This is a genomic window from Mucilaginibacter mallensis (assembly GCF_900105165.1).
Lineage (GTDB): Bacteria > Bacteroidota > Bacteroidia > Sphingobacteriales > Sphingobacteriaceae > Mucilaginibacter > Mucilaginibacter mallensis.
The window spans coordinates 2,845,204-2,865,542 of sequence record NZ_LT629740.1; the positions used below are offsets into that span (position 1 = coordinate 2,845,204).

The 20,339-nt window shown below is 41.1% G+C and carries 17 protein-coding genes; all 17 read left to right on the top strand.

Features of this window, described 5'->3' with window-relative positions:
- The first annotated feature begins 3 nt into the window (after positions 1-3).
- Complete coding sequence (locus BLU33_RS11730) at positions 4-2,334, top strand: GumC family protein (RefSeq protein WP_091372733.1); 2,331 nt, start codon at positions 4-6, stop codon at positions 2,332-2,334.
- 93 nt (positions 2,335-2,427) lie between these two features.
- The gene (locus tag BLU33_RS11735) at positions 2,428-3,741 is read left to right on the top strand and encodes an MATE family efflux transporter (protein WP_091372736.1); all 1,314 of its coding nucleotides are present in this window, start codon (positions 2,428-2,430) and stop codon (positions 3,739-3,741) included.
- Entirely contained in the window at positions 3,725-4,714 is a 990-nt protein-coding gene (locus tag BLU33_RS11740) for a glycosyltransferase family 2 protein (RefSeq protein ID WP_091372741.1), read from the top strand. The genes BLU33_RS11735 and BLU33_RS11740 overlap by 17 nt, the downstream gene beginning before the upstream one ends.
- A 38-nt stretch (positions 4,715-4,752) precedes the next feature.
- The gene (locus BLU33_RS11745) at positions 4,753-5,895 is read left to right on the top strand and encodes a glycosyltransferase family protein (RefSeq protein WP_091372745.1); all 1,143 of its coding nucleotides are present in this window, start codon (positions 4,753-4,755) and stop codon (positions 5,893-5,895) included.
- A 38-nt stretch (positions 5,896-5,933) separates the two neighbouring features.
- Positions 5,934-7,046 carry a glycosyltransferase gene (locus BLU33_RS11750; RefSeq protein ID WP_091372748.1) on the top strand — a complete coding sequence of 371 codons (1,113 nt, stop codon included), beginning with the start codon at positions 5,934-5,936 and terminating at the stop codon, positions 7,044-7,046.
- A 2-nt stretch (positions 7,047-7,048) separates the two neighbouring features.
- Entirely contained in the window at positions 7,049-7,978 is a 930-nt protein-coding gene (locus BLU33_RS11755; protein WP_157682125.1) for an NAD-dependent epimerase/dehydratase family protein, read from the top strand.
- Positions 7,979-8,056: 78 nt separating this feature from the next.
- The gene (locus tag BLU33_RS11760) at positions 8,057-9,205 is read left to right on the top strand and encodes an acyltransferase family protein (protein WP_091372755.1); all 1,149 of its coding nucleotides are present in this window, start codon (positions 8,057-8,059) and stop codon (positions 9,203-9,205) included.
- Positions 9,206-9,236: 31 nt separating this feature from the next.
- Positions 9,237-10,346 carry a hypothetical protein gene (locus tag BLU33_RS11765; RefSeq protein WP_091372758.1) on the top strand — a complete coding sequence of 370 codons (1,110 nt, stop codon included), beginning with the start codon at positions 9,237-9,239 and terminating at the stop codon, positions 10,344-10,346.
- A gap of 39 nt (positions 10,347-10,385) precedes the next feature.
- Positions 10,386-11,630: a glycosyltransferase family 4 protein gene (locus BLU33_RS11770; protein WP_091372761.1), complete on the top strand. Its 1,245-nt coding sequence runs from the start codon at positions 10,386-10,388 to the stop codon at positions 11,628-11,630.
- 26 nt (positions 11,631-11,656) lie between these two features.
- Positions 11,657-13,051 carry a hypothetical protein gene (locus BLU33_RS11775; protein WP_197684600.1) on the top strand — a complete coding sequence of 465 codons (1,395 nt, stop codon included), beginning with the start codon at positions 11,657-11,659 and terminating at the stop codon, positions 13,049-13,051.
- A 24-nt stretch (positions 13,052-13,075) separates the two neighbouring features.
- Complete coding sequence (locus BLU33_RS11780; protein ID WP_197684601.1) at positions 13,076-13,690, top strand: D-sedoheptulose-7-phosphate isomerase; 615 nt, start codon at positions 13,076-13,078, stop codon at positions 13,688-13,690.
- 4 nt (positions 13,691-13,694) lie between these two features.
- On the top strand, positions 13,695-14,702 hold the full coding sequence (locus BLU33_RS11785) for a bifunctional heptose 7-phosphate kinase/heptose 1-phosphate adenyltransferase (RefSeq protein ID WP_091372765.1): 1,008 nt from the start codon (positions 13,695-13,697) through the stop codon (positions 14,700-14,702).
- Positions 14,703-14,724: 22 nt separating this feature from the next.
- Positions 14,725-15,834 (top strand): glycosyltransferase family 9 protein, encoded by a 1,110-nt coding sequence (locus BLU33_RS11790; protein ID WP_091372768.1) that lies wholly within the window; start codon positions 14,725-14,727, stop codon positions 15,832-15,834.
- Positions 15,835-15,857: 23 nt separating this feature from the next.
- Positions 15,858-17,057 carry a glycosyltransferase gene (locus tag BLU33_RS11795; RefSeq protein ID WP_232009442.1) on the top strand — a complete coding sequence of 400 codons (1,200 nt, stop codon included), beginning with the start codon at positions 15,858-15,860 and terminating at the stop codon, positions 17,055-17,057.
- Positions 17,058-17,086: 29 nt separating this feature from the next.
- Positions 17,087-17,689 (top strand): LbetaH domain-containing protein, encoded by a 603-nt coding sequence (locus BLU33_RS11800; protein WP_232009443.1) that lies wholly within the window; start codon positions 17,087-17,089, stop codon positions 17,687-17,689.
- Positions 17,673-19,379: a GMC oxidoreductase gene (locus tag BLU33_RS11805; protein WP_091372779.1), complete on the top strand. Its 1,707-nt coding sequence runs from the start codon at positions 17,673-17,675 to the stop codon at positions 19,377-19,379. Before BLU33_RS11800 ends, BLU33_RS11805 begins: the two co-directional genes overlap by 17 nt.
- Positions 19,380-19,381: 2 nt before the next feature.
- Positions 19,382-20,260, top strand: a complete 879-nt coding sequence (locus BLU33_RS11810) for a glycosyltransferase family 2 protein (RefSeq protein ID WP_091372782.1) — start codon at positions 19,382-19,384, stop codon at positions 20,258-20,260.
- The last annotated feature ends 79 nt before the right edge of the window (positions 20,261-20,339 follow it).

Here is a 20,339-nt window from a genome sequence, read left to right on the forward strand (position 1 = left end):
ATTATGAAAAACGAGCGCCTTTTTCTATCCTCCGCGTTTACCGACCAGGAACACGTCCCGCAAAAAGACATCCGTGGCTTATTTACCAAATACCTGCATAGCTGGCCTTTTTTTCTAATCAGCCTGGCACTAACCTTCAGTATTGCTTATTTTTATATCAAAAGCACGAAACCTGTTTATGATATAAAAGCTACGCTGGCTATAACTGATGAAAAAAAATCGCCGGATGCCAAAGAAGCGCTCGCTGAACTTGATGTTACGGCCCAGCCAAAGGACATTGAAAGCGAAGTCGAATTCATCAAGTCCAGGCCATTGATACGCGAAGTTGTTGACGCTTTACAACTGGCAACCAATTATAAAGATGAAAACAACTACAAGCATAGTGATTTGTATGTTAACACGCCGATTCGGTTTAAGCTGATACACAGTTCCGGAGACGGGAGAGATCTGTCACTCTTAATTTTTATTAAAGATGCCAATTCCTTTGTAATAAAATCATCAAATGGTGAATCACCAGTGTACAAATTTAATACGTTATTAAAAAATGATCTGGGTATCTGGGAACTTACAAAAACTCAAAATTTTGACAGTTACATTGGCAAAACAATTAACATAAGTATCCAAAACCCGGAAGACGTGGTTACCTTATACCAAAACGCAATTGCAGTAACGCTTAATAAAGACGCGCCTATTATTGAATTGGAGCTTGAAGATGAAATCCCGGAAAGGGGAAAAGAAATTTTAACCCAACTGATCAATGCCTACAAAATTTCAAGCATTGAAGATAAAAACAAGGTTACCCAAAGCACCCTTAAATTTATTGACGACAGGCTTTCTACACTTACAGGTGAATTAACTAACGCTGAAAAAAATGTGGAGGGCTTTAAAAGCAGCATAGGGCTCACCGACATTTCATCCAAATCAAAATTCTATTTAGACAATGTTCAGTCGAACGATTCGCGTTTAAACGACGTTAATATCCAGCTTAATGTAATTGAAGGTATTGAACGTTATGTTAATTCAAGTACTTCATCCGGCAATGTGCCTGCTACTCTGGGCATTTCTGATCCTGGCCTGATCAGCCTTGTTGACCAGCTATCAAAACTACAGCTGCAACACGACAGGTTGCTAGCAACTACTCCCGAACAGAATCCCATATTTGACCCTTTAAACAGACAAATAAAATCAACTAAAACCCAAATAAAAGAAACCATCGTCAGCATCAAATCTTCCTTGCTATCTGTACAAAGGGAACTTCAGCACAACAATTCCGGTTTTGAAGCTTCAATTAAAGACATTCCCGGTCAGGAAAGACAATATATCAGTATTAAGCGCCAGCAAAGCATCAAGGAGAACCTGTATATCTATCTGCTTCAGAAAAAGGAAGAGGTTTCATTAAGCTATGCCTCTACCATAACCGGTATCCGTACAGTTGAAGAACCTTACTTTATTGCGCCAAAATCAAAAAAACAAGTTCCTTATGTATTGGCATTATTGCTTGGTCTGGGTGTACCTGTTTCCTTTATCTATGGCCGCGATTTACTAAAAAACAAAGTGCTGACCCGTTCTGAAATAGAAAAGGCAACAGGCGCTCACGTTATTTGCGAATTAAACCAAAACAAGGGAGATGTGCAGATTGCCGTGCTTGAAAAGGGTGCATACGCCATAACGGAGCAGTTCAGATCGTTACGCACTAATTTGCATTTGTTATACCCTGATAAACCAAGCGGCAGAGTAACTATGTTTACTTCGAGCGTTGCCGGTGAAGGTAAAAGTTTTATTGCCAGTAATATGGGCGCTGCACTGGCTGCAACCAACAGAAAGGTAATAATATTAGAACTGGATATGCGCAGGCCTAAGATATCTGAGATCTTAAAGTTAAAGAGCGATCAGCCGGGCTTAAGCAATTACCTTACAGGTGAAATAACATTGGCAGAGATAATCCAGCCCTCCGGTATCCATCATCATTTAGATGTGATTGGAGCCGGCCCTATACCTGACAATCCATCCGAATTACTGGACAATATAAAGCTTGATGTCCTGATTAATAAGTTAAGAAGCGATTACGATGATATTTTGATCGATACACCGCCGCTTCACCTGGTAACAGATGCCCTGTTGCTGGCAAGAATTTGTGATGTTACCTTATACGTAGTTAAACAAGGTTATACCGATAAATCAGAGCTTACATTTATAAAACAGATGGTTAAAGAAGACAAACTTCCTAACCTGAATATTGTGTTCAATGGTATCCAACGCTCAAAATACGGTTATGGCTATAATTATGACAATAGCTACTATGTGAACCCCAAGCAAAGAAAACAGCGCTCCTGAATTTGTTCCGAAATTAAGCGTTGCCACCGCAACCACCTTAAACATTATTATACCTGACATTACAATGCCCCATTTATCGCGGGGCTAATAACTATGAAAGCTGCTGTACAAAACCTGCCCGTTCACTCAAAATATGCTAAAATAATTGAATGGGGTAAACTAATTACCATCACCGGTTCCGCGCAATTGATCATTCAGTTAATTGGTTTTTTAAGTGCAATTATTATCATACGGCTATTGCCAACCAAAGAATATGCACTATATACCCTGGCTAATACCATGCTCGGCACTATGATTTTGTTAGCCGACGGAGGCGTATCAACGGGAGTAATGTCGCAAGGCGGTAAAATATGGATGGACCGTGAAAAGCTGGGACTGGTAATAGCGACCGGGCTCGACCTGAGAAAGAAACTAGCCATAGGAAGTTTACTTGTAGCCGTACCCATTTTATTGTACCTATTGCTGCATCACGGTGCAAGTTGGCTAATGGCATCCCTGATCACTTTGTCGTTAATACCGGCGTTTTTCACGTCATTATCAGGCACCTTACTTGAAGTCGCTCCCAAATTAAAACAAGATATCGCGCCGCTTCAAAAAATACAGGTTGGCACCAATATTTTGCGGTTAATGCTTATTGGGCTTACTATATTCACTTTTCCATGGGCATATATTGCGGTACTCGCCTCAGGTTTACCCCAAATTTGGGCAAACCTAAAATTAAGAAAAACCTCTTATGAATATGCCCGTTTTGATCAAAAGGCTGATCCGATAATTACAAAAGAGATCTTAGCTTTTGTAAAACGAATTTTACCGGGTGCCATCTATTACTGTGCATCTGGTCAAATAACTATCTGGCTCATATCAATTTTCGGGTCAACAACTGCTGTAGCCCAAGTTGGCGCACTTGGCCGACTGGTAATGGTACTCGGCTTATTCAACGTACTTTTTTCAACATTGATATCGCCCCGCTTTGCTCGCTTAGCTAATGATAAAAGAGTTTTATTAAGTAATTATATCAAAATACAGCTGGTACTATTTGTATTAATGGCATTAATCATAACCGTAGTTTGGTTGTTCCCAACACCTATTTTGTGGATACTGGGCCCCTCCTACTCCAACCTGAAAAACGAAATGGTATTAAATATTGCCGGTAGTTGCGTTGCATTAATAGCAGGTTCCTCTTTTTCCTTATACACACACCGCGGCTGGGCTATAAAACCGATCATACTGATACCACTAAGTATTGCTGCCATTGCCGTATCAGCATCATTGATCAATATATCCACTTTACATGGCATACTGTTGCTAAACCTATATGTAGCAGGCTTTGAAGCTGTAATGCATGTTCTATTCAGCTTCATTATGATTAACAAAGTTAAAAGCGTAAAAGATGTCGTTACTGAATAAACTACCATCTGCTGGTCAAAAACGTGGATGGCCATGGGACGAAGAAGTTAAGGATGATATTTATTCATCAAAAACCCAATGGCCTAAAATTTCGATAGTTACGCCAAGTTACAACCAGGGGGAATTTATTGAAGAAACTATTCGTTCTATCCTGTTACAAAATTACCCCAACCTGGAGTATATCATTATTGATGGTGGCAGCAAAGATGATACGGTTGAAATTATTAAGAAGTATGAAAAATGGATCACCTTTTGGGTTAGCGAAAAAGATAAAGGGCAAGCCAACGCTATAAACAAAGGAATTTACAAATGTACCGGTGAGATTTTTAACTGGATCAATAGTGATGACTACCTCGCCCCCAATGCTTTGGCCAATATAGCCGAAGCATTTAAAAGCGGCTATACCATTGCAGGTAAAGTTTACAACTTTTATGACAATGATCCGGAGTTTAAAGACATCGTTGAAAATAAAGCGCTTACCAGTAATCGGTTCATATCTCTTAAAAGCACATTTCATCAACCAGGCATCTGGTGCGATTTAAATAACATTAAAGCAACAAGCAAATTTCAGGAGAACTCATCTTATTACTTCGATAGAATATTCTTCACTACTTATTTCGTGAAATTTAAAAAGGTAATCTATAACGATCAGGTACTTGTTCATTTCAGGTATCATGAAAATTCAAAAACATTAGTGATACGTGATAGCCATGCGGATGAGTTGATAGAATTTTACAATCAACTATTGGAAAATCCGCTATTCAGATCTTTTAAAAAAGAAATAAAATCAGCTTTAAAATACCAGCTATTACCCGAAAAACATATTGGCGACTGGGAATATAAGAATGCACATAAAAACGTGGGCAGCAGGCTATCAAGTTATTTGGGCCTGATGTTCAGAAAACCGGAACTGATTCAATCGCGCCATTTTTTTACAAAGTTAAAAAGAAGTGTTCTGCAAAACTTAACCTAACCGGCTTTTAAACAAGCTAAGCATTTCACGAGTTAAAAATGAAAATCACTTTTATCTGTGCCTCTCTTGAGCCTGGCCGTGATGGCGTAGGCGATTATGTGCGCCGACTGGCTTGTGAAATCATTAAACAAGGGCATAAGGCCGAAGCAGTGGCTTTGAACGACCCCTATGTTGCTCTTATAAAAAAAGATATTCAATGGCTCCATACAGTTGGCTTATCGGTGTTTCGTTTATCTTCATCTTTAAGTATGGCCGATAGATACAAGTATTTACATAATCGGCTGGAAACATTTGACCCGGATATGGTCAGTTTACAATATGTAGGTTTTGGTTTTAACAAATATGGCTTACCAATAGATATCCTGTTAAAACTTCGCAAAACTTTAAATAAAAGGAGGTTGCATCTTATGCTCCATGAGCTTTGGTGCGGTATGGCGATAACTGCCGGGCAAAAAGAGAAAATCCTGGGCGAAACACAGAAATTCTTTTTGAAAACAATGATAAAAGGGCTAAAACCCGAAGCCATTTTCACAAGTATAGAACCTTACCAGAGTTTCCTGCAAAATATAGGCATCAAAGCCATTGTAGTACCCATTTTTGGTAATGTACCTGCCAATGAGGAATGTAATGAAAATGACTGGCAGCACCTGGTTGATGAAACAGGTCTTTCTTCGCTGGTAACAAACCCTCAGGCATGGCTTACCCTGGGTTTCTTCGGAACCACCTATAGTTGCCAGGGGCTTGATGAGCTACTGGAATTGGCAGCATTAGCTGCAAAATCAGGAGGATTAAAACTCGGGGTTATATTCATAGGCAATAACAGGGATCAACATACATTAGACTTGATTAAAACTATGCCCAATACCACTTTCTGGCAAACCGGCGCTCTATCAACTGGAAAGATCAACCGTTGTATGCAGCTTATAAATATTGGCGTGGTAACCAGCCCGGTAGACGGGATCAACAAAAGCGGATCAGCACTGGCCTGGATGGAAAGAGGAATACCCGTATTAATATCAAAGGCCGACAAACACTACAAAGAAGGTGCAATGGCTAAACAAGGCATATATCAGGCTACTTCAGTAAATGTGATATTGAATGCCTACAAAACTAAGGATGAGTTAGTACCTGTCAACAATTTAAAAAAAGCCGCAGTCGCCTATACCACATGTAGTCTTTAATTAAAAAACATACCAGTTAGCAGCGAAATCAGTACAATATGAGTCACACGTTTCCGAAAAAAATTCTATTGATGGGCCATACTGATGGTTTGGGGGGTGCACAAACTGCTTACCGGAAACTATTTGATTTTGCAAAACAGGCCGGTTACGAGGTAAAAATCATCAACATAACTGATAGAAAGACACATGACCAACCTTTTGGCCGCATTGCTTTAATAGGGCAAGTGGAGCATAAAGTTTCCGGTCTGCAAAAAATCACTAAATATTGGAATCTCGTTTTATCGGGCATGCGCGCAAGGCGTTATAATCCTGATATTTTTGTGAGTATAGGCCTGTCAAACTCATCAAATTTCATTAGTAAATTTCTGTCGTCAGGCTGCTTCAAAATTGCCCAGGATTTTATAGCTGACAGATCGCAGGAAGAAGATATCTGGAATAACAGCCGTAAGAATTTCGATGGTATTGCTGTTCAGGCGCCATCGATGCTTGACTACTGGAAAAAAACGCTTGCTGATCCTTCAGGTGTAAACTGGCTGCCATGTTTCCCGCAGACACCGGTAGATGGTGTGTTGAAATCAACAAAAGATAAATCAAAGGAACGGGTCCGGCTAGCATATTTTGGGAGACTAGCCGGCAATAAAGGGTTGAATCTGCTATTTAAATCACTTGCTGCTTTACCTGCATCAGCTAATATAGCACTTGATTTATGGGGTAAGGGTGATCAGGAAAATCATCTGAAACAGCTTGCTCAAGACCTCAACCTTGAAAACAAAATTACGTTTTGTGGGGGCTATCCTGCCAACCGGGAGGGTGCCGAATTAATGGCATCATACGATGGCCTGGTTTTAACATCCACAGAAATGGAAGGCCTGCCCCTGATTTTATTGGAATCGATGGCTTATGGTTTACCGTTTATGGCTACCAATATAGGCGCTATCCGCGACTGTTGCCTGGACAATCCAGACACTATCCTGGTTCAACCTACCCAGGATGAGATAACTACAGGATTATCAATACTTGTAAACCGCTTAGTGGACAATGAATTTGATCCCATTAGACTGAGGAAATACTACGAACAAAATTTTTCACCGGCTGTAATGGGCACCCGCTGGAAAGAGTGTTTTGACAATCCTAAACTATTTTTTTCATGAACATGGCCCCAACTATATTAATCACGGGAGCTTCAGGGTTTTTAGGTACCTACCTGGCAGACGAAGCCGCAAAACAAGGTTATCAACTGATAGGCATTGATTTGAGAGCTCCACTACGCCCACATTTGTGGGTTGGCTTTGCTACCTCATCCCTTGAAAATGTTGACCTTGATCAATTGCTTAAAGGCCATCATTTAGCCGCTGTTTGCCATTTGGCGGGGGGGGCATCCGTAGCTTTATCGGTAAATGACCCATATGGTGATTTTTCGAGCTTGTTGCCAGGAACAGCACGCATAGCACTTTATCTACTCAAAAACCAACCGCAGGCACAAATATTTTTCTTTTCCAGCGCTGCCGTTTATGGCAATCCAAAAACATTGCCGATTACCGAACATACACCCGTACAGCCTATTTCGCCATATGGCATTCACAAATCTTTGGCTGAGTCATTACTGGCAAATTATTCAAGGGCGATGGGTCTGAAGGCTACCATATTTCGCATATTTTCTGTGTATGGGCCAGGATTGAGGAAACAGTTAATTTATGACGTTAGCTTACGCGCCATAAGAGCTGCTGCACTTGGTGAACGGAGTATACAGTTATTTGGCACCGGTCTGGAAAGTCGTGATTTTCTCTATGTTGAAGATCTTTGCCAGGCAGTACTTACGGTACTTAGTGCACAGACAAATACAGACTTCGCCATATATAACCTGGGCTCGGGCGTTGAAAACACCGTAGCCGATGTTGCCAATTGCATTGTAAAACATTTAGGTATTGATATAGAGGTAACTTTTGATGGCAAAGTACCCAAAGGCGATCCGTTGAACTGGCGGGCCGATATTAGCAAGCTATCACAACTTGGCTTTAGTGCTGAATACAGTATGAATGACGGACTAAAGCAGGTTGCTGACTGGGCAAAAGCACTGGCTTGACAAAAGCCCCTTATATAAATATTGATTGTATTCATATACACCACATACACTTTATCACTTTACAACTTTTAGCCGAATATGAAATACAATCCCCAATTGGATAGCATGCGGGCCTTAGCAGCACTTGCTATAATTGCCTATCACTATTTACTTTTCCCGGCCGGGTGGATAGGTGTACAGTTCTTTTTTGTATTGTCCGGATTTTTAATTTCAGGCATAATACTCAATGGGAAAAGGCAATACAAAGCGCAAGGGATGTTAACTTTTTTCAAAGTTTTTTATAACCGCAGGATGCGGCGTTTGTTCCCGCTGTATTTTGGTTATTTAGGTTTACTTGGCATTTTCTACCTTTTTACAAAAAAACCGGAAGCAATTAATAGTGAATGGTTATGGTTACTCACTTACACACTAAATTTCAGATGGTTGTTTGATAGTTATACTTTCCATATGGTGTACGGGCATCTGTGGAGCCTGGCACTCGAATGGCAATTTTACCTGGTATGGCCTTTCTTTCTATGGAAACTACCTGAAAAATATTTTTTCAGGGTGATGTTTATCCTAATATTCATGGCCATGTTTATCCGGATAATGGAATATGTTGTGTGCAATCATATAACATACCTGGTTGGTTACCATGGCACCCCGGTAAAAGAGGCACTGGCTCCCTATGTGTTGCCATTTTCGCATCTTGATGCCTTTGTATTTGGGGCTTTATTGTGCGATAGAAGATTCAGGCATTTTCTTTGCAAACCGGTGATAGCTTATTTATGTATATCGGTAACTCTAATCGCCGGGTTAGTTCTCGTTATGGTAATTCCAACATACTCATTCGCTTCATTAGGGTGGCCAACAAATTTACCATCGGCGTTTCAGTGGGTATGGGGCTATTTTTTATTAAATTTAACAAGTGCGGCCCTGATCGCTAACCTCATCCAACGAAAAGATGCCTGGCTATTTTCATTTACCAAGCTGAAACTGTTTCAGCATTTAGGTAAAATCTCATACGGAATATACGTTTATCACCCTATAATTATTTTCATAACCCTTGGTATTGATGCCAAAATACACCACTTCCCTGGCAGCAAAATTTTAGAATTATTAATTGTGATGGCATTGACCTCCTTTGCTGCACACTTCTCATACGAGTTATGGGAAAAAAGATTCCTTAAAAAGAAAAAGGTGATAAAAACTACTGTAAAACCTGAACCCGAAATAGTTTATAATTAATTACAAACACAAGATTTTATCATTTTTTATAATGAGTAACAGCATTAACAGGCAATTAATTATTATTGCCCCAACCTGCCCCCCGGGTGTTTGCGGTGTAAGTGATTACGCATATAAAACGGCAATTGCGCTAAATAAATCTTATAAGTCGGTAAAAATAGGTATTCAGTATTTCCCGGCTGCAACTCAGGATAAACCGTTGTCTATTACAACTGTCTACTGGAAAAAGTTATTACAACAAAGCATTACAAAGGGATCAGCAACTGACTTGATTTTAAACTTTACGCCAACAAGCTACTCAAAATTTGGCTTGCCCTCCGACCTGTTGAATACTTTAAAACAATTTAAGACAGCTTCATCAGGAAATCGCATATATGTTTTTTTTCACGAAACATGGGACGATAGCAGGGGATTGAGAATCCATCACAGGTTACGTAATTCATTAATAAAGCAGACAGTAAAAAGCCTAAGCAAACTTGCAAGCGGCATTACCGTGGTAACCAATGAACAAAAAACTAAAATTGAAATATTAACCAACAATAAAAAAATAAGGTTAAGCCTGGTAGGTGCCAATATTTTACCCGCCAATAAAGAACATGGTTTAAATAGTGTAAGAAAACGCGGCGAATGGGTAACATTTGGCCTGGCACACACACGATTGTGGACCATTCAACAACACCTGCCGTTAATAAAAGATCTATACAATAAAGGAGTAATTAAAAAGATCTACGCAATAGGCCCACTCGATAACCAATTTGCGGCAGAAGAACTAAGATTAACAAAAAGCACACTGGGTCCTGATGTATTGGTACAAACGGGCATTCTTGCCCCGGGCGAAGTTTCGGATAGAATGTTAACCGCAGAAGCCGCATTGGTAGGCCAGACGGCAGATAGTCTTCGCAAATCAGGCACTTTTGCAGCTTTATCAGCACATGCCGTACCTGTTATATGTGAAGCGCCATTTTCTTTAGATGAACCACCGGGATGCGCCATATTTCGGCCTAATGAATTATTAAACAATCAAAACATTGTATCAACTATTGAGGGAGAAAAACGCCGGCTACTGTTACACCAATGGTTTTGGTTAACCAGAAGTTGGGAAGCAATTGCTATTGACATGCAAAGCTGGATAAACAGCTAACTTTTTTTATTCTGCCGATATCATATTACATAAGCATTCATGAAAGTTATTTTATCTCATCCAACAGGCAACCGCAATGTACGCGCGGTTATGACCGGGCTTGCCAATGCTGATATGCTGGCCGGTTTTAACACCACGCTGGTTGCTGATCCTGATGCTTTGTGGATAAAGCTACTGCCGAATAATCTCCGTAAAGAATGGCTACGCAGATCGTTCCCGGTATCTAAATCAAAAATTCACACCCGCCCTGTTATTGAACTTGCCCGGATTATTATGCCCAAACTTGGTTACAAGAATTGCATTGAACACGAAAAAGGATGGGCAAGTATTGATGCGGTGTACCATGATTTGGATAGAAATACGGCAAAACAACTCGCTACAAATAAGTTAAAGCCCGATGCAGTTTATGCTTATGAAGATGGCGCACTGGAAACATTTAAACAAGCAAAAATACTTGGTATAAAATGTATATATGATCTGCCTATAGCCTATTGGAAAACAGTAAAACAATTAATGAACCAGGAGGCAGAACGCTTACCACAATGGGCTCCAACTCTTGGAGGCGGTATACACGATTCTGCTGCCAAATTGGAGCGAAAAACACAGGAGTTTGAACTTGCAGATGTTGTAGTTGGGCCAGGTTCATTTGTTATGGATTCATTGCCTGCGTATACCAATAAAAAGCTTATCGTATCCCCTTTTGGCTCGCCGGAATTTGATAAAACATGCGATGAAAGTAGTATTGGCTTAAAGTCAACTAACAAACCCCTCCGTGTTTTATTTGCAGGGTCAATGGGGCAACGTAAAGGGCTTGCAGATCTGTTCACAGCAATTAAAAAGATAAACAGTAAAAACGTAGAACTGGTTGTAATGGGTTCCTTGCTGGCACCTGCGGAATTTTATCGCAATGAATTAGCCGACTTTACCTATGAAGCAGGCAGACCAAACGAAAAGGTACTGGAATTAATGCGTAGTTGCGATGTATTTTGCCTGCCATCAATTGTTGAAGGCCGGGCACTTGTAATGCAGGAAGCCATGAGTCAGGGGTTACCCCTAATTATCACACCAAATACCGGCGGCGCCGACCTCATTGAAGAAGGCGAAACCGGATTTCTTGTACCAACCTGTTCACCCGAAATTATTGCCGAAAAAATATCGTGGTTTATGGATAACCGTAACCGCGTAGCTGAAATGGGTAGAAAAGCCATGAAAAAAGCTACCGGTTATACCTGGGATGCATACGGCAATAGGATAGCCCAATCAATTACTCAATATTTTGAATAATCCTACCCTCAATTAAACTATTTAACATGTCAACAGGAGAAATTAGGGTAAACAACCTTTCATCGCAATTTTATGTTGCTAAGCCGGTTGATCGCAGAGACCCTAACCTCTTATTAAAAAGAGGGATATGGGCATATTTCTTATTATTAATATTTGAAGGTGCACTTCGTAAATGGGTGTTTCCGGGCCTGTCCACTCCCCTGCTCGTTGTGCGTGATCCTCTGGCGCTGTGGCTTGTTCTGCTAGCATGGAAACGTAATCTGCTCCCTTCAAACCTATATGTTAACGGGATGATCACAATCGGTTTAATAGGTATAGTTACCGCATTAGCTTTTGGCCACGGCAATTTTGCAGTAGCAATTTATGGCGCCCGCATATTGATGTTTCACTTTCCCTTAATATTTGTGATAGGCAAAGTGTTTGATCGGGATGATGTTATTAAAATAGGCAAAACAACTATCTGGATAACCATACCTATGGCCATCCTAATAGCCATGCAGTTCTATAGCCCGCAGTCAGCCTTTGTGAACCGTGGCGTGGGAGGCGATATGAAAGGCGGAGGTTTTGATGGAGCAATGGGGTTTTTCAGGCCACCGGCTACCTTCTCATTCACAAACGGAACGGCATTATTTTTTGGGTTTGCTGCACTTTATGTATTTTACTTTTGGCTTACGCCTAACAGCATAAACCGCCTGGCATTAATAGGTGCAACACTTGGGGTATTAATAGCCATCCCTTTATCCATCAGCCGCAGCTTATTATCGCTTGTACTGGCATGCGTATTATTTTCACTTGTAGCCATATCCCGTAATCCAAAGTATCTCGGAAAAATGCTGCTAGCTATCGTAGCGCTCATCATCACATTTCTTGTGCTGAGCCAGTTTAGCGTTTTTGCCACGCCGCTTGAAGTTTTTACACACAGGTTTACCAGCGCTAATGAAACCGAGGGCGGTGTATCCGGTGTATTTGTCGACCGTTTTTTAGGTGGAATGGTAGGCGCGATCATAGAATCAGCACAGAAACCATTTTTCGGCTACGGTATAGGAATGGGCACGAGTGTTGGCAGCATGCTTATAGCCGGCGATCATACCGTTTACCTGATATCTGAAGGCGAATGGGGCCGTTTGATTGGTGAAATGGGCATCATCATGGGTTTTTCTGTAATTCTCATCCGGATTGCCTTTGTCTGGAACATGGCTGTTGACAGCTTTAAAAAACTAGCCGTAGGCGATTTTTTACCCTGGATGATCTGCAGCATCGGCATCCTGGCTATAATGCAGGGCCAATGGGCCCAACCAACATCACTTGGCTTTGATGTTATCCTCGGCGGGCTTGCACTTGCCGCATTACGCGCACCTAATCGCAAATTATGGGCCTTACGACCTGTTGAAGATATAAACGGGCCAACAATTGGCCATTGACAATTCATTAAACTGATATACGCTATGATATCACCAGGCAATTTCACCACACAGGAGATGACGACATCATCATACTCCGCTACTATTGATGAGCTGATTGATGTATTATCAAGAAGTAAACAGCTCGAGGAAAGCATATATGCAGCCGGATCAGCCATAAAACAATCAATCCTTAATGGTGGTAAACTTATCACTTGCGGAAACGGCGGCAGTGCTGCTGACGCGCTGCACCTGAGTGAAGAGCTTGTTGGCCGATATAAAGCAGAACGCAGGAGTTTACCGGCTATTTGCCTTAATGCAGATGTTACAGCAATAACATGTATCGGTAACGATTATGGCTTCGATTATATTTATTCAAGGCAATTACAGGGCCTTGGCAAGCCTGGCGATATATTAGTAGGTTTTAGTACCAGTGGCAATAGTTTTAATATTATCGAAGCATTTACTCAGGCAAGACATCAAAAAATCACCACCATATTTTTGGGGGGTAAAAACGGGGGCGCGCTAAAAGGCACTTGCAATTATGAAATTATTATACCAAGCAATACAACCGCACGCATACAGGAAATGCACACATTAATCCTGCATCAATGGCTGGAGGAATTAGATATCACTGATTGGAGTACACTAAACTTATAATCCTATGAATTTATCGTATTTACTAAAGGAACTTAGCACCGTTAAAGTATTAGTTATCGGTGATTTGATGCTCGATCATTATATATGGGGCAATGTGCATAGGATATCGCCGGAAGCACCGGTACCGGTTGTACAGGTTAAAAAGGATACTTATACCGCAGGCGGTGCAGCCAATGTTGCGCTTAACCTTTCCAACCTGGGCGTTAAAACCAGGGTAATGGGGCATTGCACACCAGATGAGGCCGGTAAGCGCCTATTAAATATTCTCACCGGTAAAGATGTTAAATATATTATCCCTGAATTATTATTTCAGGCGCCAACAATTGTTAAAACGCGCGTTATTGTTCACTCACAACAGCTTTGCCGTATTGACCGTGAAGATACGCGCGAATGCTACACCATAGATTCGTCTCCTGATTTTGAAAAGATGCTGGCCCAAATGATGGCTGATGCTGATGCCGTTATTATATCCGATTATGCAAAAGGGGTAATATCACAATCATTACTCGACGTTGTTTTAAACGAGGCTCGCAAACTGCCCAACCTATTGGTGGCCGTCGACCCGAAACCGGCGCGAAGACTTGCCTTTCGTGGTGTGGGCCTTTTAACGCCTAACCGCTCTGAGGCATTAGCGCTTGCTGAGTTGCCTGAACCAGCACCGGAAGAGAAATACCCGCTAGAGCAGATTTGCAAGCGCATATACGAGCTATATAGCCCGCGTGTACTCATTGTAACCCTGGGGCCAGAAGGTATGGCGATAAGCCACAAAGGCTATGTGACTGAATTATTGCCAACAGTTGCCCGCCAGGTGTTTGATGTATCCGGCGCAGGCGACACGGTTATAGCCACTTTAACTGCCGCCCTGGCAACCGGAGCCCCCGCCCCGGAAGCAGCCCGGTTGGCAAATGCCGCTGCCAGTTGTGTGGTTGCCCATGTTGGTACCGCACCGGTAATTTATAACGAACTTGAGGAATGGCTGTTAAAAGTCGATATGGATTATCAGAGCATTTAGCGACAATAGATCTTTTGCTTTTATGAACATTTCAAAGAATAACAAAATACTTATTTACAGGCTTGGCAGCCTTGGTGATACAGTTATGGCTTTACCTTGCTTTCATAAAATAAAAAACTCGTTTCCTGACGCGGACATTACCTTGCTTACTAACAAACCTGTAATGGCTAAAGCCGCAGCACTTGAGGCAATACTGGGGACCGATTACTTTTTTAACCGTATTATCAACTACCCTGTTGGCACCCGCAACCTGCAAATACTGTTTGGCATTATAAAACAGATACGGGCGCTTAAAATTGATACCGTTGTTAACATTTCACCAATCCGTTCAAAAAAGGCGCTTTTAAGAGACAGGCTATTTTTTAAAGCTGCAGGTATCAGCAACCTGATAGGTTTTGATGCCCAAATAGAAAACCTTACTGTTTGTATCGATCCGGAAACAGGCATTAATGAATGGGAGGCTAAAAGACTGGCAAGGCGGATAAGCGTATTAGGCAGAATTGATTTAGACGAGGAAAGTAACTGGGATTTATGCTTAAGTGACGAGGAAATAGCAGTAGCGGATGTATATATGGATCATGCACCGGCTGCACCGGTTTTAGCAATATCAACAGGCACAAAAAATCAGTCGAATGATTGGGGTATACATAACTGGGAACAGTTGCTAACAAAACTTTCCGGCTTACTTCCGGAATGGAAATTAGTAGTGATAGGTGCCGCTGACGAGATTACCGTTGCAGAAAAATGCATCAACGCATGGGGACATGATGCAATAAATCTTTGTGGCAAAACTACACCACGGGTATCCGCTGCCTTATTAAAAAATGCCAGCCTATTTATTGGGCATGATAGCGGCCCAATACACCTTGCAGCAGCCGTGGGGGCACCATGCGTGGGTATCTATTCAGCCCGTAACATGCCCGGCCAATGGTTTCCCCGGGGAAAAAATAATCAACTGCTCTATAACCTGCCTGACTGTGCAGGTTGCGGATTAGAAATATGTATCGTTCAGCAAAAAAAATGCATACTATCCATTAAGGTAGATGAAGTAATACAAGTTGTAAACACGATCTTAAATCAGCAAAAGATTTCATCACCAATAAATAAGTCATCAGCCTATTTACCGATATGAGAGTGCTTCACGTAATAAGCAGTATGGATCCCAAAACCGGCGGCGTATGCGAAGCGGTAAGGATATTTGCCAACGGGCTTGAGAATTTAGGTATTACCAACGAAGTAGCCAGTGTAGATGATGTACAATTTAATGTGGATGACAGGTATATAAGCCACCCCCTAGGCCCTGCAAAAAATACCTGGTATTACAGCAAAAAGCTTTTGCCCTGGCTTATAGATAATATCAGCCGTTTTGATGCGGTAATAGTTCATGGCCTTTGGCTATACCACGGATATGCAGTTTACCAGGCTTTCAAAAAATTAAAAAAGCAGAGTACACAGATAAAGTTCCCTAATTTATTTGTTATGCCGCACGGTATGCTCGATCCTTATTTTCAACGTGCAAAAGGCAGGAGATTAAAAGCGATAAGGAACGTACTATACTGGGCGTTGATTGAAAAAAATCTTATACACCAGGCAAACGAAATACTATTTACCTGTGAAACAGAACTCATACTTGCCCGCGAGCCTTTCTGGCCATATAAACCCAAATTAGAAACTATTGTTGGCCTGGGGGTGATAGCTCCCCCAGCCTACAATACGAAAATGGCAGATGTTTTTAACACAACCATACCTGAACTAAGCAACAGCCCTTATTTTCTCTTTCTGAGCAGGATACATGAAAAAAAGGGAACAGATATGCTTATAGCTGCTTATGAAAGGTTAATTGAAGAATATGAAAGTAAAAAACCAAATCAGCAGGGAGTAAAAACTCTGCCAAAACTAATTATAGCCGGCCCGGGCCTTGATAGCCCTTATGGTATAAGGATGCATCAAATGGTATCATCATCAAAAACCCTGAATAAAATGGTCTTTTTCCCCGGGATGCTTACCGGTGCTGCCAAATGGGGTGCATTTTATGGCTGCGAGGCATTTGTGCTTCCAAGCCATCAGGAAAATTTTGGAATTGCCGTTGTGGAGGCCTTAACATGCAACAAAGCAGTCTTAATATCAAACCAGGTTAACATCTGGCGCGAAATACATGACGGAGGCGCTGCTATAGTTGGAGATGACACTAACGATGGCACTTACACCATGTTTTATAACTGGAGCCGATTATCATCGGAAGATAAAGAAAAAATGGGCGATAGTGCACGGCATTGCTATGAAAAGCATTTTAAAGTTAATGTCGTAGTCAATCGTTTTCACAAAATTTTGACCAACAAAACTAAAGCACAATAAGCGTTTGGTTTCTATAAATTATAATACTTATGATGTTTTCGTACCATAATAAGGATAGCGCTGATGGCTATTTACGCCCGGTTTTTTCATCATCTAATAAATTAAGAAGATTAACATGGAACCTGGGCTGGCTTTTTTTATGCAGATGGACACCCAGACCTATGCATAAATGGCGCGTGATGGTTATACGAGCCTTCGGCGGGAAAATTGGTGATAGAAATGTAATATATCCTGATTGCACCATATGGGCTCCATGGCTATTAGAAACAGAGGATATTGTTACGATCGGCCCCGGAGTAGAGATTTATAATCCGGGTGGCATTTATATAGGGCATCATGCCGTGCTTTCGCAAAACTCTTATTTATGTGGCGCTACGCACGACTATAATTCGGCTGATTTTACCTACATCATGAAACGCATAGTTATATCCCCATATGTGTGGATCTGCTCAAAGGCAGTTGTATTACCCGGTGTTCGCTGTATGGAAGGCAGTGTTTTGGGCGCGGCATCAGTAACATCCCACGATCTGGAGCCGTGGACGGTATATGGCGGGCACCCTGCCAAACCAATAAAAAAACGTACTAATTTTTTGAAAAGCCCTAACCCAATTAAAGATGAAGTTGCCATATGATTACCCCGTAAGTTTTGATTTATGTGTGATAGGCAGCGGCCCTGCCGGAATTATTACAGCCCTTGAATATGCTAACTTAAACCCTTTAAAAAAGGTTTTACTGGTGGAGTATGGTATTGGTCGGCAAGCAGAAAATGCGTTGGACAATTCTATTCAAATAAACAATACGGTAAATCATCATCCGCCTTTTGAGTGTACGAATAAAGGGTTGGGTGGCACATCAGCAACTTGGGGAGGCCGCTGTGTAATGTATGATGATATAGATTTTATTGATCGCCCTATTTTAAATAATGGCTGTACCTGGGATACCGATCTTTTCAAAGAAATCCAATCCTTTACCCCTATTGCCGCAAAATATTTTGAATGCGGCAAACCCCAATTCAATACAGCAGCAATATCGGGGCTATCAAAAAAGCCAATTGCCGAAGGCTTTAAACAAGGCATAGTAACTGATGATAAATTGGAGCGTTACAGTATGCCCACTCGCTTTGGCAAACGTTATGAAGCAGCTATTAAAACGCAAAAAAACTTAACGTTACTGGAAGGATACGAAGCAAGAGATTTTTCGGAGCCTGACGAGCATGGAAAAATCACATGCTTAACTATAAGAGAAGTAAGCACTAAAAGGCTGATCAGGCTTTCGGCCGGGGCATTTGTGCTTGCAGCCGGGGCCCAGGAAAGCACCCGCATACTGCTGCGTAATAGTTTAATATTTAAAAATTCAGGAACTCCTCCCCCTGCTTTAGGTAAATATTATCAAGGACATTTATCGGGTAAAATTGCAAGTGTAAAGTTTAACGGCGACCCTAACAAAACAAATTATTCATTCGAAAGAGACACCGATGGAACATATGTCAGGCGCCGGTTCCAATTTTCAAGTGATTTTTTAAAAGAGAATAATTTATTAAATACAGCCATATGGCTCGATAATCCACTGTACTTTGATCCAATACACCGGAGCGGTGCCATGTCATTTATGTACCTGGCCATGATTACGCCGGTACTCGGTAAAAAATTAGCACCGCCTGCGATAGCGCATTCTATCACTAAAGGCAAAATTAATAAAGTAGGTGCGCACCTGGGTAATATTGTAAAAGGCCTGCCTGGTTCAGTGTTAAAACCTGCCGTTATATTTTATAAAAGATATTGCACTACACGCAAGCTGCCCGGAATATTCCTGTTCAGTCCTGAAAACATCTACGCATTACATTTTCATGCCGAACAAATACCTTTTGAAGGAAATTGCATGAAACTGGATAAGGACGGGGAAACTTTAATTATTGATTATTCTCTTACAGATGAAGACATATCATCGGTCATCAAATTACATGACGTGCTGGATAAATGGCTCAGGGATTGCGATTGCGGAGAGCTGAAATACTGGTTTAACGAAAATGAATTAGCATCGGCCATAAAAAATATGTCAAAAGATGGCCTGCATCAATCAGGAACCACCCGAATAGCTGATACCCCCGACCGCGGTGTAGTTGACAAAAATCTTAAAGTTTGGGGAACTGACAACATTTATGTTTGCAGCAGCTCAGTATTCCCCACATCAGGCCAGGCTAACCCAACGTTTTTGTTAGGAACATTTGCTGCGAGACTTGCACAGCATTTAACCCTAATGCTGGTTAATAAAAATACATGCATAACTGAAAAAAGCCATCAAGTTGCTGCTTTAACGCTATAAAAATGATATCTGTAATTATACTAACAAAAAACGAAGAGGCTGACTTACCGGTATGCCTAGAATCATTAGAGTGGACCGATGACGTACATGTGCTGGATTCGCTTAGCACTGATAAAACATGTGAAATAGCATTGCAATATGGGGCGAATGTATTAGTTAATCCTTTTCAAAGTTTTGGTAAACAAAGAAATTTTGCACTAAAAAATATTGATGTAAAATATGACTGGGTGCTTTTTTTAGATGCAGATGAAGTTGCCTCACCTGAATTTGTTAACGAAATACAATCAGCTACTGATAACGCTGATGACGATGTGGCTGGCTTTTATTGCTGCTGGAAAATGATGCTTGAAGGCAGGTGGCTTAAAAGATGTGATAATTTCCCTAAATGGCAATTAAGGCTATTACGTAAAAATAGGGTAACCTATACCGATTTTGGTCATGGACAAAAAGAAGATAAAGTACTTGGTAATGTATTATATATTAAAGAACCTTACATCCATTTCGGTTTTTCTAAAGGTTGGTCACACTGGATAGAGAGGCATAACAGGTATTCAACCCTGGAAGCAATTGCCCGGCTTGATAAATGCCCTCCTCTCAAAAATATTTTCAGCAAACATGGAAGTATTCGTAACCCGGCGTTAAAATCATGGCTTATTAAAGTTCCGGGATGGCCGTTATTGAGGTTTATACACACCTATATCTTCAAACTGGGTTTTATTGAAGGCTCGCCGGGGCTTACGTACTCTATTAATCTCTCATTTTATGAGCATATGATCGTGATTAAAAGAAGAGAGATCTTATCGGGGCGAAAATCCAACTACAACAACGTAAATCAGGAAGTAATGATAAACGATAATGTTCAGGTAGGAGTAAATTCTTAAACCAGGGTACTTATTTTTTTCTTTCTGATGTTCAGAATAAGCAATACTCATCCTACCCATTAAGCAATGGGCTATGTAA

Bases quoted from the DNA above. Each gene is read 5' to 3' on its own strand.
- BLU33_RS11730 (WP_091372733.1), top strand. From the start codon at position 4: ATGAAAAACGAGCGCCTTTTTCTATCCTCCGCGTTTACCGACCAGGAA.
- BLU33_RS11735 (WP_091372736.1), top strand. From the start codon at position 2,428: ATGAAAGCTGCTGTACAAAACCTGCCCGTTCACTCAAAATATGCTAAA.
- BLU33_RS11740 (WP_091372741.1), top strand. From the start codon at position 3,725: ATGTCGTTACTGAATAAACTACCATCTGCTGGTCAAAAACGTGGATGG.
- BLU33_RS11745 (WP_091372745.1), top strand. From the start codon at position 4,753: ATGAAAATCACTTTTATCTGTGCCTCTCTTGAGCCTGGCCGTGATGGC.
- BLU33_RS11750 (WP_091372748.1), top strand. From the start codon at position 5,934: ATGAGTCACACGTTTCCGAAAAAAATTCTATTGATGGGCCATACTGAT.
- BLU33_RS11755 (WP_157682125.1), top strand. From the start codon at position 7,049: ATGGCCCCAACTATATTAATCACGGGAGCTTCAGGGTTTTTAGGTACC.
- BLU33_RS11760 (WP_091372755.1), top strand. From the start codon at position 8,057: ATGAAATACAATCCCCAATTGGATAGCATGCGGGCCTTAGCAGCACTT.
- BLU33_RS11765 (WP_091372758.1), top strand. From the start codon at position 9,237: ATGAGTAACAGCATTAACAGGCAATTAATTATTATTGCCCCAACCTGC.
- BLU33_RS11770 (WP_091372761.1), top strand. From the start codon at position 10,386: ATGAAAGTTATTTTATCTCATCCAACAGGCAACCGCAATGTACGCGCG.
- BLU33_RS11775 (WP_197684600.1), top strand. From the start codon at position 11,657: ATGTCAACAGGAGAAATTAGGGTAAACAACCTTTCATCGCAATTTTAT.
- BLU33_RS11780 (WP_197684601.1), top strand. From the start codon at position 13,076: ATGATATCACCAGGCAATTTCACCACACAGGAGATGACGACATCATCA.
- BLU33_RS11785 (WP_091372765.1), top strand. From the start codon at position 13,695: ATGAATTTATCGTATTTACTAAAGGAACTTAGCACCGTTAAAGTATTA.
- BLU33_RS11790 (WP_091372768.1), top strand. From the start codon at position 14,725: ATGAACATTTCAAAGAATAACAAAATACTTATTTACAGGCTTGGCAGC.
- BLU33_RS11795 (WP_232009442.1), top strand. From the start codon at position 15,858: ATGGATCCCAAAACCGGCGGCGTATGCGAAGCGGTAAGGATATTTGCC.
- BLU33_RS11800 (WP_232009443.1), top strand. From the start codon at position 17,087: ATGATGTTTTCGTACCATAATAAGGATAGCGCTGATGGCTATTTACGC.
- BLU33_RS11805 (WP_091372779.1), top strand. From the start codon at position 17,673: ATGAAGTTGCCATATGATTACCCCGTAAGTTTTGATTTATGTGTGATA.
- BLU33_RS11810 (WP_091372782.1), top strand. From the start codon at position 19,382: ATGATATCTGTAATTATACTAACAAAAAACGAAGAGGCTGACTTACCG.